Consider the following 13,316-nt stretch of genomic DNA (forward strand, 5'->3'; position numbering starts at 1 on the left):
ACGCTTCAGGATTTCAACGTTTCAGCAGCGGGCACTGGGACTTGGACACCGGCATGAAGGCCTGGTCGCCCGGCACCGTGGCCAGCAGCTTGTAGTAGTCCCACGGGTACTTCGACTCCGCCGGCGTCTTGACCTCGAACAGGTACATGTCGTGGATCATGCGGCCGTCTTCGCGGATGCGGCCGTTCCTGGCGAAGAAATCGTTGATCGGCATGGCCTTCATCTGCTTCATCACCGCTACGGTCTCGTCGGTGCCCGCGGCCTGGATCGCCTTGAGGTAATGCATCACCGATGAGTAAGTCCCGGCCTGGCTCATGTTCGGCATCTTCTTCAGCTTCTCGAAGTACCGGCGCGACCATGCGCGCGTGGCGTCGTTCATGTCCCAGTAGAAGCCTTCGGTGAGCAGCAGCCCGGACGCGGTCTTCAGGCCGATGGCGTGGATGTCGTTGATGTACAGCAGCAGCCCCGCCATGCGCTGGTTGCCGCCCTTGGTCAGGCCGAATTCGCTGGCCGCCTTGATGGCGTTGACGGCGTCGCCGCCGGCGTTGGCCAGGCCCACCACCTGCGCCTTGCTGGACTGCGCTTGCAGCAGGTAGGAGGCGAAATCGCTGGCGCCGATGGGATGGCGCGCCGCGCCCAGCACCTTGCCGCCGGTTTCGTTGATCACCGCCGTGGCCGATTCCTGCAGCGTGTGGCCGAAGGCGTAGTCCGCGGTCAGGAAGAACCAGGTCTTGCCGCCGCGCTGCACCACTGCGCGCGCGGTGGAGTTGGCGAGCGCGTAGGTGTCGTACGCGTAGTGCACCGAGATCGGCGTGCACAGGTCGTTGGTAATGCGCTCGGTACCGGGGCCGGAGAACACCACGATGCGGTTCTTCTGCTTGGCGACTTCCAGCACCGCCAGCGCGGGAGCGGAGGCGGCGACGTCGAGGATGGCGTCGACGTGGCCCGTATCGAACCACTCGCGCGCCTTGCTGGCGGCGATGTCGGCCTTGTTCTGGTGATCGGCCACCACCAGCTCGATCTTCTTGCCCAGCACCTTGCCGCCGAAGTCGTCGATGGCCATCTGCGCGGCGGCGGCGCTGCCGCGCCCGGTGACGTCGGCGTACAGGCCGCTCATGTCGAGGATCAGCCCGATCTTGACCTCGTCATCGGAAATGCCGGCCTTGGCGGCTTGCGCGCTGGCCTGCCCGGCGCCGCACAGCAGCGCGGCCGCAATGGTCAGTGCGCCCAATGGACGGCGCAGCAGCGAATGGCTTCGTTTCATGGTGATCTCCTCCAGCGCGGCCTCTCGGGCCTGCTTCTTTATGGTGCTTCGGCGAAACAGCGGGGAACGGCACGGCGCCGTCGGCGCCGGCTTGTCTAGCTAGACCGTGGYGATCGGCGTGGCAGGCGAGCCCACCGCGCCCGGCAGCCGCAGCGGCGGCGCCGTCAGCATGAAACGCGAGCGCTGGTTGGCGCGCAGCCACTGCGCCAGTTCCTTCATGTACCAAAGCTCGCCCAGCGGCAGGCCGAGCTTGAACAGGCAGTGGTGGTGCAGCGGCAGCAGCGGGTGGTTGGGCTGGTCCGCCGGCGCGGGCCGCGCGGGGTAGCGCTCCACCGCGTAGTTGTCGGCAATCAGCGCGGCGATGCCGGAGTCTGTGATCCAGTTCAGCAGGCGGTCGTCGCGGCCGTCCAGCGCGCAGCAGCTGTGATGCAGCACGGTTTCATCCGGCTCGCGCTGCATCGACAGCACCACTTCGGCAAAGCCGGTACGCAGCAACAGCATGTCGCCCGTCTCCACCTCGATGCGGTCGGCCTCCAGCGCGCGCATCAGGTCGTCGTAGCCGACGTTGCGGAAATCCTGGCCGAAGGCATGGGCCAGGTCGACCAGCACGCCGCGCCCCTGCATGCCCTTTACGGCGAAGTTCTCGATGCCGAGCGCGCGCGCCTCGCTATGGTCGTGGCCGCACGCGTGGGCGGCGAAGTGGTCGTCCTCAGCGTAGTCCACCGGGCCCACGATATGCTCGTTGGCGCGATAGCCGTTGTAGTAGACGCGCTCCGGCCGCCCGTCGCCGTCGGCGTCGAACAGCGCGCCCACGTGGGCCAGGGAGTCCCATTGCGTGGAGTACTGCAGCGACAGCAGCACCTGGTCGTCGCTGATCACGTCGGTGGCGGTGGGGTCCACCTTGGCCAGCGGGAAGTTCACATACGGGATGTCGTCGCGGAACGTGGGGCGCAGCACCGGCGGATGGCGACGCGGGTTGAGCTTGTTGCCGCCGGGATAGTCCAGCGGCAGCGACAGGCAGAACGACAGCCCGGCCTGAATCTCGCGCGCGCCCTTGCGGACCTGCTCGGGGCCGATCAGGTTGACGCGGCCAAGCTGGTCGTCGGGGCCGAAATCGCCCCAGTTGGAACCCTGCGGTCGTTGCTTCCAGCGCATGCTCTATGTCTCCGGTTGTAGGTCGGTAATCGCGGTGGATGTTCGTGGCGTCTTCCGCGCGGGCGATGTCCTTGCCATCGCGCCGCCGCGGCGCCGTGCCGCCGTCGAATTGGGTGCCGGCGGCGTCCAGGCCGCGCAGACGGTCTCGGCCTCGCGCCGCAGCGCGCGTGCCAGCGCGGGCTCGCGCTCGCTGATGCGTTCGTTGAGCGCGGCGATGCTGATGGCGCCGAGCGGATAGCCGTCGGGGTCCGGCAGCGCGATGGCGATCCCGCCCATGCGCTCCACCACCACATCCAGCAGCACCGCATAGCCCCGCGTGCGGGTGGCCTCCACCTCGCGCAGCAGCAGCGCCGCGTTGATGCGCGGGTAGCGCTTGAGCGCGGGCGCGATGCATTGCAAGGTGGCCTCCACCTCGGCATCGGGCAGCGCCGCCAGCAGCGCCAGGCTGCCCGCGCCGACGCCGAGCGGTCGCCGGCTGCCCACGTCCAGATAGTTGGCCCGGATGGGAAAGGTACCGGGGCGCAGTTCCAGGCAGACGGATTCCCAGCCGCTCGGTACCGACAGCATCGCGGTGTCCTCGAAGGCGTGGGCAAGGCGGATCAGCGCGGGCCGCACGCTGGCGCGCGGGTCGATGCGGCGCACGCTGGCCGCGCGTAGCGCCAGCCATTCGGGGCCCAGCGAGAAAGCCTTGGTGTCGGCGTCGCGGGCGATAAAGCCTTCCGCGGCCAGCGTGTCCAGCAGGCGCAGCGCCGAGGCCTTGTCGACGCCCGCGGCGACGGCGAGGTCGGTCAGGCGCGTATTGCGCGCATCCGACAGCGCGCGCAGCAGCCTGCAGGCCTTCTGTAGGGAGGTGGTCGGAACCGTCACGCGCGCGCACTCCGGATAGACAGGTTTCGTTGAATGAAACCGGTTATGGGGTTATAGGCTCCTATTTGCGGTCCGTCATTTTGCAGTGCATCAAAGTTTTGCCGGCTGAAATTCCCTGCAACGCGCGCCGGACGGGCTTTGGCGGCCGCCGGGGACGCCCGCGCCTGGCGCGCTTCCGGCAAAAAAGCGCCGTCCGATCAGGCTGGCCCATGCGTCTTCCGCTATCCTTGGCGCGATTCGCCGTGCCGGCCCCGGCGCGGCTTCGATAATGCGATCCCCAAGTCCCAAAGGAGACATCATGGTTTGCCGAGCCCGCCGCCTTGCCGCCCTGCTCGTCCTGAGCACCGCGGCAACCGCCGCCCAGGCCGCACCGCCCGCCGCTTCCGAGGCCCCCGCCACCGAAACCTTTAAGGTGGCTGGCCTGGAAAAGCCCGCCAGCATCCTGGTCGACCGCTGGGGCGTGCCGCACATCTACGCCAATACGCTGTACGACGCCTTCTATGTGCAGGGCTTCATGGCCGCGCGCGACCGCCTGTGGCAGATCGACCTTTGGCGCAAGCGTGGCCTGGGCGAGATGGCCAGGGACTTCGGGCCGGCCTATGTGGAAGGCGACCGCATGGCGCGCGCCGTGCTGTTCCGCGGCGACATGTACCGCGAATGGCTGGCCTATGGCTCGGACGCCAAGCGCGTGGCCGAGGCCTTCGTGGCGGGGGTGAACGCCTACGTGGCCCAGACGGAGAGCAAGCCGGAACTGCTGCCGCCCGAGTTTCGCCTGCTGAACTACAAGCCGGCGCGCTGGCGCGCCGAAGATATCGTGCGCATCCGCCATCACGGGCTCACGCTCAATGCCATGGGCGAGGTCAATCGCGCGCAGGTCTACTGCCAGGTCAAGCCCGATGCCGCCCGCACCGACTGGGTGCAGCGCGAACTGGATCCACCGGTCCAGCCCAAGCTGCCGGACGGCCTGGATCCCTGCGCGCTGCCCGCGGCCGAACTGCGCCGCGCCTACGAGCTGGCCACCGCCGCGCCGCGCTTCCCGAAGGAATGGTGGCCCTCCGCCCAGGCGGACGGCATCGCGCACGAAGCGCTCTATGCCACGCTCGACGTCAACAGCGACACGGCGCGCAGCCTCGGCTCCAACAACTGGGTCATCGCCGGTTCGCGCACCAGCACCGGCCGCCCGATCCTGGCCAACGACCCGCACCGGGCGCATGGCGCGCCCAGCCTGCGCTATATCAGCCACCTGAACGCGCCGGGGATGTCGGTGATCGGCGCCGGCGAGCCCTTCCTGCCGGGCATTTCGATCGGGCACAACGGCATCATCGGGTTCGGCCTGACGCGCTTCTATATGGATCAGGAAGATCTCTACGTCTACGAGACCAACCCGGCGCAGGCGCACGAATACAAGTATCGCGGCCGCTGGGAACCGATGGAAACGGTGACCGAGGAGATCGCCGTCAAGGGCGAGCCGGTGCCGCGCAAGGTCAGCATCGACTTCACGCGCCATGGCCCGGTGCTGGTTGCCGACGCCAAGGGCAACCGCGCCTACGCGCTGCGCGCGGCGTGGCTGGACCTGGGCATGGCGCCATACTTCGGCTCGATGGACTATATGCGCGCCCAGAACTGGGACCAGTTCCGCGCCGCCATGAACCGCTGGGGCGCGCCCGGCGAGAATCAGGTCTATGCCGACCGTGACGGCAATATCGGCTGGATTCCCGGCGGGCTGACCGTGATCCGGCCCAACTGGGACGGCCTTACGCCGGTACCGGGCGACGGCCGCTACGAGTGGTCGGGCTATCGCAACATGGACGAACTGCCCTGGGCCTACAACCCGGCCGCCGGCTTCGTGGTGACCGCCAACGAGAACAACATCCCGCCGAACCACCCCGCCGCCAGGATGGGCGTGGGCTACGAATGGAGCGACACCGCTCGCGCGCGCCGCCTGAAGAGCCTGGTCGCGGGCAACCCGCACTCGTCGGTGGCCGACAGCATGGCCTGGCAGAACGACACCACCTCGCTGCCGGCGCTGCGCGCGGTGGCGTTGCTGGCCAGTGTGCGCACCGACGATCCGCAGGCGCGGCGCGCCCTGGACCTGCTGCGCGRCTGGGATGGCAACGAGCGCGCCGACAGCGCGCAGGCGGCGCTGTTCGAAGTGTGGTTCAGCAAATACCTGCGTCCGGCCGTAGTGCGCGCGGCGTTATCGGCCGAAGGCGCCAGGCTCGCGGGTTACGGCGACGCCAGCCGCGTGCTGGCGGTACTGGAGAAGCCCGAGCCATGGATGCCGCCGGAGCGCCGCAACGAAGTCATTGTCGCTTCGCTCAAGAGCGCCATGGCGGAGGTGGAGCGCAAGCTCGGACCGGACCCCAAGGCCTGGCAATGGGGCAAGCTGCATACGGCGGTGTTCAGTCATCCGCTGGATCCGATCCTGGACGGCGCGGCACGGCAGCGATATGACGTGAATGCCGGACCGATTGGAGGCTCCGCGTTTACGCCGATGAATACCAGCTACCGGAACAATGACTACCAGCTTACCGCGGGTGCGTCGTTTCGCATGGTGCTGGATGTGGGCAACTGGGATGCTTCGCGGGCGATCAATGCGCCGGGGCAGTCCGGGAATCCGGCCAGCCCGCACTACCGGGATCTTGCGCCGCTATGGGCGAGGGGCGAGTATTTTCCGCTGCTCTATACACGCAAGGCGGTGGAGAAGGAAAGCCGGGAGAGGGTGGAACTGGTGCCGCAGTGAGGGATTGGACGATCGGGGATTGCTTGGCGGTGCTTTCCGTTCAGGCGATCCAGTTCTCGAACCGTAGACCACCGATGCGAGAAAACTCCCCGGTATTGTCCGTCACCAGCACCGCGTCCAATGCCATCGCGTGCGCCGCGATCAGCATGTCATTGGCGCCGATCAATTGGCCTCGGCGCTCCAAGTCGGAGCGCAGTTGACCATAGTGCCGGTCAGCGTCGCTATCAAGCGGCAGAACCCGCAGGCCGCCCAGGGCTTGGTCGACGCGCTGAGCCAATGCTGCGGAGCCCTTCTTGGCCACGCCGAAGCGCAGTTCCGCCGCCACGATGATTGACGTGCACAACGAATCGGGATCGACCACACCGATGCGGGCGGCAGAGGCCCCACGGGTGTTGCGGATAGCATCGGAAATGATGTTAGTGTCGAGCAGATACACTGGCATCACAAGTCCACGGCTTCGGCGGGCAAATTGTCGATGTCCGGCCAGCCTTCCTCCAAGGGTGCCCATTGCGCTAGCAAAGCGCGCAGCGGTGACGTCAGCACGGGTTCGATCACTAGTTTGGTCCCCTCCTTGCGCAAGATGGCCTCGTCTCCCGGCAGTTCGAATTCGCGCGGGATACGGATGGCCTGGTTGCGGCCATTGCGGAATAGCCGGACATGCCGGCTTTCGGTATTGGTAGTCACGATTACTCTCCTGGCATATGCCAAAGCATATGCCGCTTTCAATCGCAACGCAAGCGCCGGCACTGCCCGCGAAAGCAGTCATCGGCAAGGAAGCGGAGTGGAGAAAGAGGCGCTTGAAAGCAGCTATCGATGGGACTTAGTCGCCATGGCATGGCTGTGGGGCGCACCCTATAAAATTCGCCCACCTCTCCGTCGCGCCGTCCGCTGACACCTGGCGATACAGTGCCTCCAGCCGATCCTTCGGTTGAACCAAGTTCAGCTGGTCTAGTTAAATGAAAGGACCTGTCAGCCGACGAGGCGCCCATACGGTCAGGTACACCTTCACGGTTCGCTTCGCATCGCGCCGGGGTGCTTCCGGCCTTTTTGGGCGGGAAATACGGCTACACCGAGTCGATTATTTACCACCATGGATACGTTGATCATTCGCCGGGCCGATATCAAGGACGCTGCCGCAATCAGCGCGCTGGCAACGAGCGTTGCACACTACTTCACCATCAAGGCGTCGGGGGAGGGTGCGGAATCATTCCTTGCCAGCCTCTCGCCAGACTCGATCGCGGGCTATGTCTGCAGTCCGCGCTTCGATTATCAGGTTGCCTTTCGTGGCCAGCAGCTGGCTGGTGTCATTGCCATGCGAGACGGTAGCCACCTCTTCCACCTGTTCGTCGCRCCGCATATGCATCGGACAGGCGTTGCCGCGCAACTCTGGGGGGTGGCCAGCCGTACGGCGATGGCGTCTGGCGGGGTTCGCGAATTCACCGTGAATTCGAGCCCGTTCGCTACGGTTGTGTATGAACGTTTCGGCTTCCGGTCCGCCGGCCCCCGCGCGCAGACAAAGGGCATCGCCTATGTGCCCATGCGCCTGGCCGTGGAGGAGACAGGAAGCACACCCGGACCCGGCAAGCCCTAGCCCACGTACCAGAGGATGCTGACGAACTGGCAGGCGCTGCCGGYCAGCACGAACAGGTGCCAGATGCCGTGAAAATGCCGCACCTTCTCGTCGAACAGGAAGAACACGATGCCGGCCGTATAGAGCACGCCGCCTGCCACCAGCCAGTACAGGCCGGCGGCCGGCAACGCAGCCACCAGCGGGCCGAAGGCGAACAGCACCAGCCAGCCCATCAGGACATAGATCAGCAGCGAGAACACGCGCGTGCGGTGGCCGATCCATAGTTCCTGCGCGATGCCGATGACGGCCAGCCCCCAGTTCACCCCGAACAGCGTCCAGCCCCAGGGCCCGCGCAGCGTGACCAGCGCGAAGGGCGTATAGCTCCCCGCGATCAGAAGGTAGATGGCGCAGTAGTCGAGCCGGCGCAGGATGTCTTTCGGGCGGCCGCGCAGGCTGTGGTAGAGGGTGGAGATGGTGTAGAGGAAGACGAGCGTGGTGCCGTAGACGACCGAGCTGACGACCTTCCACGCGTCATGGTAAAGGGCAGAGGTGGTGATCAGGACGGCGGTGCCGGCGGCGGCCAGGACGGCGCCCGCCAAATGGCTGTAGCCGTTGAAACGTTCTCCACGGTACATGTTGTTCATTCTCCTGTAGTGGTCGCTGGTTGGGGCGATTGCAGGGGGCTTTGTTGCGGTGTGTTATCGGGGTATTTTTGCATGGATTTCGAGGGGGCGTGGCATCCATTCATCACGGGCGCGCCCACACTTTCCATTACCGTACCGGCCCCGCCTCACCGGGCGCGGCGGGCGGCGGCTCGGATTCGGGGTCGGATTCGATTGGGGGGCGCATCTCCCCAATCGCAAGAATCGCCTGTCTGACCTCCTCTGTCCGGACGGATAGCTGGTAGGCAAAGCAGACGTAAATGACCAGCAAGATCAGACTGTAGGTGAGAGCCGCCATCCACACGGGGATATGCCATAACGGCTTCATCTTGCCAGCCGGCTCGCCCCGCCAATGCGGGGATAGTTCTTTTGGCACTGGCGGGCGGCCAGCCTGCACCAGCCTATAGAGGCGTTGGCGGATGTGTTCGTGGTTGCGACGACCATCGCTGTCGACGCGGTAACGCCCCATGAAACCGAGGCTCATGACCTGAAAAATCAGTTCAAGCAGATCGCGATTGCCGTCGGGATCCTTGACAAGCCGGCCAACCAGCTGGAAGACCTTTGTGCCGCCATCCCGGTCTCCATGAAACCGGACGGACAATGCGTTTTGCGACCAGGCGCCCAGGCCCTGTGCCGTGTCGCCACCCCATTTCGTATCGTGAACCGCCTCATCCAGCGCCGTACAGAGGCAATAGCTGGCACCGACGACATGCGCGGGCGGGATATTTGCCTGGAAGCACAACGCCTCGAAGGCCCCTATCTCTTGCTCGAGCTGCGCCCGAAACAAGTCGATCTTGCCACGCTGGCTGAAGCTGATGATGCCCAGTGGAATATTTGCCAAGAAAAGCATGAGTGGGTCAGCGGCCGTCAGCAGCGGATTCCGCGTTTTTTTCATCTCGGCCAACCGCTTCGCCAGTACCTCCTCCGGCACCGGTCCAAGTGTCGGTAGCGGCTCGGTGCCCCCCTCGACCGCGACTGCCGCGGTCGCCTCGGATTTCGTCTTCGCGACAGGCTTCACCCGTGCCCGGGTCTTTTGCCGCGGCACCCTTTGAGAGCGCGAATGATTTTCCGCTTTTGCCGAAGCGCCCATGTCAGCCCCCGACAAAGCTGCCGGTACTGCCGATCAGCGTGCAGCCACATTCGGAGCGGTGCCCATGCAGAGCAATCGGCCGGCCATCCAGCATATGGGAATCGTCACCCTCGATGATCGGATTGACGCCGTGCAGCCGCCCGTCCGGATACCGCATCGGACAGTCGACCAGATCGCCTTTGCGGGCAATCGGCTGACCGTCGATCCTATCGCTTGGCGAGCCGGTGATCACTCGGCCACCATGCGAGGTTTTGTCGCCGACCACGATAATGGATTGGGGCATTGCAGTCTCCTCAAGTGGAAATTGAATGAAATGGAAAGGCATGGAAAGTGAGGGGACGCGGGCAGCGCCATCACAGGCGGGGCCATGGCGGCCCCTTGGGGATCATGTCGTCAAGCAACGACTTCCCACGTGACTTGGTGGCGTCCAGCATGGCATCCGCGGCGCGGCCTGCTGCCTCGGCCGCCGTATCGAGCGCCGCCTTCCTGGCCAACTGGACCGCCGCCTTGCTGACGCCGATCATGGCATCGAAGGTGCTGAGCTTGGTCATGCCGAGGTGCCGCACACGTGTGTTGTCGCCAATATAGAGCGTACGTGCCCAACCATAGCCGCCCAGCGAGTACTCGTGGAAGTGCGGGACTCGGAACCACGCCCGGCTGTCATGGATAAAATCGTCGAACAGGGCAATGGCTGCCCGCTCCTGAACGGCGAAACGATCGACGGCTGCCGGCGAGGTCCATTTGCGCAGGTAGTCGATCATTTCATCGGCGGGCCGGACCAGCACGTCGTCCCCCGCATTGAAGGGCCGCACCGCGGCGGTCGACACCATCAGATCGCGCTGGACCAGCGTGACCACCTCCGAGTCGGGGTTCTTGTCCCGCCGCACGCAGAGCAGGCTGCCCGCGTTGCCGATAGGCCCAGCGAGAACGCGGCCCACGATGCCGCGCAGGGTGCCGAAGACATCGCCAGGCATGGGCGGACGCCTGACAAAATGCGTCTGCACACCCAGTGCCTCACGCTGATCCGGGTGAAGAAAGCCCAACAGCAGCCGAAACTCCTCCGCGGCTTCACGCAGGTCGCGCTGGTCATTGGCAACGATTTCATCCGCGCCCTCGCCGGGACGCGCGTCTTCCGGCTTCTTGCCCGCGATCTTGGCATACAGCTCCTCCTTGCGGCGCTGGATCTCCGCCTTCTTCGCTGCAATGCTGGCTCTCAGCAGGGCGTCTTCCTTCAGCAATGCCTGGCGCTGCGCCGCGGTGCCGCCGCCGCCGATTCCCATCGATGCGGCCCGGCTGCCAAGCTGTCTGGATTGCCGTTCTAGCGCCTCCAGCTCGGCCCGCATCCGTTGCGTCGCCGGGTCATTGGCCTGCTCGGCTTCGATCCTCGACTCGATCTGATGCGGCGTCAGTTTGCCTTCGCGGCTCTCGCAGGCTCTGTAGAACGGCTGAAAACAGACGTACTCACCGGAGCCAATGCGCGCCCGCAGCGTCCGCCACATCAGGTTCTGGCGCAGGCCGAGGTCCATGGCCTCTTCCACGCTCGCCACTTGTGGCAGCCTGTCGCGCCAGGCGTTGAAGGCCTGGATGACGGGAAGGGCGATTGCGAAGTCGTCCACGCGCCCTGGCGGATTCCGAATATCTGTTTCCAGAAGCAAAGGCACCCCCGCCTTGAGTGCCTCGATGTACATATCGTGCAGCGGAATCTTACCGAGCTTGTGCGCATCGCTCACCAGCGACTTGCCCTGGTCTCCGGGAGGATAGCTGCCACCCACGTCCGAGTGCACACCGGGATAGGGCACTTCGAGGAGCCGGTCCGGGCCGGCCGGATAGCTGCGGCCCTTACGGATCGTGTCTAGCGGAAAGCTCATGCGCTGCTCGTGGATCGAGAAGAAGTGCACGCAGCGCCTGACGGACTTCGGGATATTGAGCCGGCCGCTCCCTGCCCAGTCGAAGTGGCCATCGAAGGTATCGAAATCGAGGGCGCTCGCGGTGGAGTCGGGCGGCCCCACCGAGGCCACGGTGTCGAAGAGGCCAAGGAAGTTCACCTGGTAGGGGATCAGCCCGGCGAGCTTGCCATCCTTGGCCCACTCATTGACCAGCTTGCTGACGAAAACGCGCGCCGACGCCGCCCCGCGCGAGAAGCCGAAGACGTTGATCCACACCTTCTTGATCACCTTGTTGCGCTGGCAATCCCTCTCCATGGCGCGCTGCAGGCCGGCCAGGGCGTTCAGCTTTTGCTCAAGCAGTGGAGATGACGGCCTTGCGCCGAACACGGTCGCGGTGACGGTTGGGTTTAACTATTCGCAGATTTTGGCGGCTATTGCATTCCCCATGTAGCCATCATCAATCCCTCCGGAGATGGCCTGATGGACTGCCCGCAGTAAGCGCGTATAGCCCCAGACACAGCGCGTGCCGAAGCCGGTGGCAAATGCCTTGCCAGTTGATGAGTAGGTATGCTCGCCGACCTCCGGGAACGGCGTACCGACTCCGACGATATAGTATTTGAAGTGCCCTTCTGCTGGCTCTTCCTTTGTCACGTTATAGAGGCGCGCCACATTGGTGTGGGCTTTATCCCTTGAATCCCGCCAGGGATTCCTTTCGTCGTCGTTGTTATTGGTGCCGTCGAAAAAGAGATTGACATGGATCGTCTGTTCGCATGCTCCAAGCGGATCGGTCACCTTTGCCTTGCCGAGCGAATATGCATCTTGCCCTTCCGGCAAACGCCCGCTGTCTCGCTCCGGCATCTTGGCCGGCCAGCGCAGAATATTCATCGGTTCTTCTCCTTTTTGGATGTCGGGGGGCATGGCAGGCCTGCGGTGCATGGACCGCCCGGGGCGTAGTTCTTCTCTTGCAATCGCGGCGGACAATTGCGCTCGTCATCGGCGCAGTACGCCAAACGGCTACGAGCGCGCACACCCTTGGTTTCCTCTTCGTCCAGCACGCCATGAGCGATAAAGGGGTCGTCGTCGCCAGGGCGGATATCCGCCCGACGCCCGTTAGTGCTATCACTCACCATCACTTTGACTCGATCGCCGGGCAAGAAGATGGCCCACATGCTGCCGGATAGTTCGCCGTACTCGGGCAACGTGGACGTGGCACGGTAAACGAGGCCTGGCGTCTTGCCGTCCAAGACCTTGTTCACTGTCCATCGAATTGAAACGCTCATGCCGGGACGCCAGACTGCAGGGATGCTGATGCAGCAGTTCTCCGCGCCTCCGCCGGTGCGCTCTCCGGGAGGAGCAGGCATGATGGTAGGGCCACCGCCGCCCGAGCCATCTGGGCCAGTGATGCCAAAGCCATCAATGTAGTATGGCGTGTAGTTGAATCCGCTTACGCCAGCACTAAGCATACGATCAGGTGTGGATGCTGCCTCCACTTCTGCATCAGAAAACAACGGCGAAAGCCAAGCCGACAACCGATCAGAGCAGGCGCCCAGCGCCGCCACCAGAGACAGGCTGACGCAGAGTCGCCAGAGCATTCGCGCAACACCGCCGTTGTCGTGCTTGGCGGCATTCCGTCGATGAGTTTGCTTGTCATCGTTGTTATCGGCGCCGTCGAAAAAGAGGTTGACATGGATCGTCTGTTCGCATGCACCTAATGGATCGATCACTTTTGCCTTGCCAAGCGGATGTGTGTCGAGCCCTTCTGGCAATCTCCCGCTGTCTCGTTCCGGTATCTTGGCCGGCCAGCGCAGAATATTCATCGTGTTTTCTCCTTTTCAACTGTCGGAGGGCATGGCAAGCCTGCAGTACATGGACCACCCGGCGCGTAGCTCTTCTCCTGCAGTCGTGGTGGACAATTGCGCTCGTCATCGGCGCAGTACGCCAAGCGACCGCCGGCGCGTACACCCTTGGATTCCTCTTCATCCAGCACGCCATGAGCGACAAAGGGATCGTCGTCGGCAGGACGCACATCGACGCTGTTTCGGCCATTAGCATTCCCATCCGCTACCATGATCTTGACCC

The 13,316-nt window shown here is 64.6% G+C and carries 13 protein-coding genes and 1 pseudogene; 2 read left to right on the top strand and 12 right to left on the bottom strand.

What is annotated here, in order from left to right:
* Positions 1-13: 13 nt before the first annotated feature.
* The 3 genes from AC1DKD_RS17445 to AC1DKD_RS17455 all read right to left on the bottom strand — a co-directional run bounded on the left by AC1DKD_RS17445 (position 14) and on the right by AC1DKD_RS17455 (position 3,286).
* Positions 14-1,264 (bottom strand): ABC transporter substrate-binding protein, encoded by a 1,251-nt coding sequence (locus tag AC1DKD_RS17445; protein WP_441634260.1) that lies wholly within the window; start codon positions 1,262-1,264, stop codon positions 14-16.
* Between the two features lie 99 nt (positions 1,265-1,363).
* Entirely contained in the window at positions 1,364-2,419 is a 1,056-nt protein-coding gene (locus tag AC1DKD_RS17450; protein ID WP_477143514.1) for a cyclase family protein, read from the bottom strand.
* A 3-nt stretch (positions 2,420-2,422) separates the two neighbouring features.
* Positions 2,423-3,286 carry an IclR family transcriptional regulator gene (locus AC1DKD_RS17455; protein ID WP_441634264.1) on the bottom strand — a complete coding sequence of 288 codons (864 nt, stop codon included), beginning with the start codon at positions 3,284-3,286 and terminating at the stop codon, positions 2,423-2,425.
* Between the two features lie 298 nt (positions 3,287-3,584).
* Between AC1DKD_RS17455 and AC1DKD_RS17460 the strand changes: the two genes are divergently transcribed.
* Positions 3,585-6,029 carry a penicillin acylase family protein gene (locus tag AC1DKD_RS17460; RefSeq protein ID WP_477143515.1) on the top strand — a complete coding sequence of 815 codons (2,445 nt, stop codon included), beginning with the start codon at positions 3,585-3,587 and terminating at the stop codon, positions 6,027-6,029.
* 40 nt (positions 6,030-6,069) lie between these two features.
* Here the strand turns inward: AC1DKD_RS17460 and AC1DKD_RS17465 are convergent, their stop codons facing one another.
* Both AC1DKD_RS17465 and AC1DKD_RS17470 read right to left on the bottom strand, forming a co-directional pair.
* Complete coding sequence (locus AC1DKD_RS17465) at positions 6,070-6,471, bottom strand: type II toxin-antitoxin system VapC family toxin (protein WP_441634270.1); 402 nt, start codon at positions 6,469-6,471, stop codon at positions 6,070-6,072.
* Positions 6,471-6,713 (bottom strand): antitoxin, encoded by a 243-nt coding sequence (locus tag AC1DKD_RS17470; RefSeq protein WP_441634272.1) that lies wholly within the window; start codon positions 6,711-6,713, stop codon positions 6,471-6,473. The genes AC1DKD_RS17465 and AC1DKD_RS17470 overlap by 1 nt, the downstream gene beginning before the upstream one ends.
* 406 nt (positions 6,714-7,119) lie before the next feature.
* On the opposite strand from AC1DKD_RS17470, the gene AC1DKD_RS17475 reads away from it, so the two are divergent.
* Complete coding sequence (locus AC1DKD_RS17475) at positions 7,120-7,620, top strand: GNAT family N-acetyltransferase (RefSeq protein WP_441634274.1); 501 nt, start codon at positions 7,120-7,122, stop codon at positions 7,618-7,620.
* Here AC1DKD_RS17475 and trhA read toward each other — a convergent pair.
* The 7 genes and pseudogenes from trhA to AC1DKD_RS17510 form a co-directional block, all read right to left on the bottom strand.
* Complete coding sequence (gene trhA, locus AC1DKD_RS17480) at positions 7,617-8,234, bottom strand: PAQR family membrane homeostasis protein TrhA (RefSeq protein WP_477143516.1); 618 nt, start codon at positions 8,232-8,234, stop codon at positions 7,617-7,619. The two genes, AC1DKD_RS17475 and trhA, sit on opposite strands and share 4 nt — an antisense overlap.
* Before the next feature lie 136 nt (positions 8,235-8,370).
* A complete protein-coding gene (gene icmH, locus AC1DKD_RS17485) occupies positions 8,371-9,351 on the bottom strand; it encodes a type IVB secretion system protein IcmH/DotU (RefSeq protein ID WP_441634278.1) in 981 nt (326 codons plus the stop codon).
* A gap of 1 nt (position 9,352) precedes the next feature.
* Positions 9,353-9,634: a PAAR domain-containing protein gene (locus AC1DKD_RS17490; protein WP_441634280.1), complete on the bottom strand. Its 282-nt coding sequence runs from the start codon at positions 9,632-9,634 to the stop codon at positions 9,353-9,355.
* Between the two features lie 70 nt (positions 9,635-9,704).
* Positions 9,705-11,552: a phospholipase effector Tle1 domain-containing protein gene (locus AC1DKD_RS17495; RefSeq protein WP_441634282.1), complete on the bottom strand. Its 1,848-nt coding sequence runs from the start codon at positions 11,550-11,552 to the stop codon at positions 9,705-9,707.
* 96 nt (positions 11,553-11,648) lie between these two features.
* Positions 11,649-12,122 (bottom strand): phospholipase effector Tle1 domain-containing protein, encoded by a 474-nt coding sequence (locus tag AC1DKD_RS17500; RefSeq protein ID WP_441634284.1) that lies wholly within the window; start codon positions 12,120-12,122, stop codon positions 11,649-11,651.
* On the bottom strand, positions 12,119-13,054 hold the full coding sequence (locus AC1DKD_RS17505) for a DUF3304 domain-containing protein (protein ID WP_441634286.1): 936 nt from the start codon (positions 13,052-13,054) through the stop codon (positions 12,119-12,121). The genes AC1DKD_RS17500 and AC1DKD_RS17505 overlap by 4 nt, the downstream gene beginning before the upstream one ends.
* Positions 13,051-13,316: pseudogene (locus AC1DKD_RS17510) on the bottom strand (hypothetical protein); the annotation flags it as partial. The gene AC1DKD_RS17505 and the pseudogene AC1DKD_RS17510, both read right to left, overlap by 4 nt.

Source organism: Cupriavidus sp. 05T313, assembly GCF_056396665.1.

What these genes read in the sequence shown, in the direction of transcription:
- AC1DKD_RS17445 (WP_441634260.1), bottom strand. Translation starts at nt 1,264, where the DNA reads ATGAAACGAAGCCATTCGCTGCTGCGCCGTCCATTGGGCGCACTGACC.
- AC1DKD_RS17500 (WP_441634284.1), bottom strand. Translation starts at nt 12,122, where the DNA reads ATGAATATTCTGCGCTGGCCGGCCAAGATGCCGGAGCGAGACAGCGGG.
- AC1DKD_RS17495 (WP_441634282.1), bottom strand. Translation starts at nt 11,552, where the DNA reads ATGGAGAGGGATTGCCAGCGCAACAAGGTGATCAAGAAGGTGTGGATC.
- icmH (WP_441634278.1), bottom strand. Translation starts at nt 9,351, where the DNA reads ATGGGCGCTTCGGCAAAAGCGGAAAATCATTCGCGCTCTCAAAGGGTG.
- AC1DKD_RS17505 (WP_441634286.1), bottom strand. Translation starts at nt 13,054, where the DNA reads ATGAATATTCTGCGCTGGCCGGCCAAGATACCGGAACGAGACAGCGGG.
- AC1DKD_RS17490 (WP_441634280.1), bottom strand. Translation starts at nt 9,634, where the DNA reads ATGCCCCAATCCATTATCGTGGTCGGCGACAAAACCTCGCATGGTGGC.
- AC1DKD_RS17465 (WP_441634270.1), bottom strand. Translation starts at nt 6,471, where the DNA reads ATGCCAGTGTATCTGCTCGACACTAACATCATTTCCGATGCTATCCGC.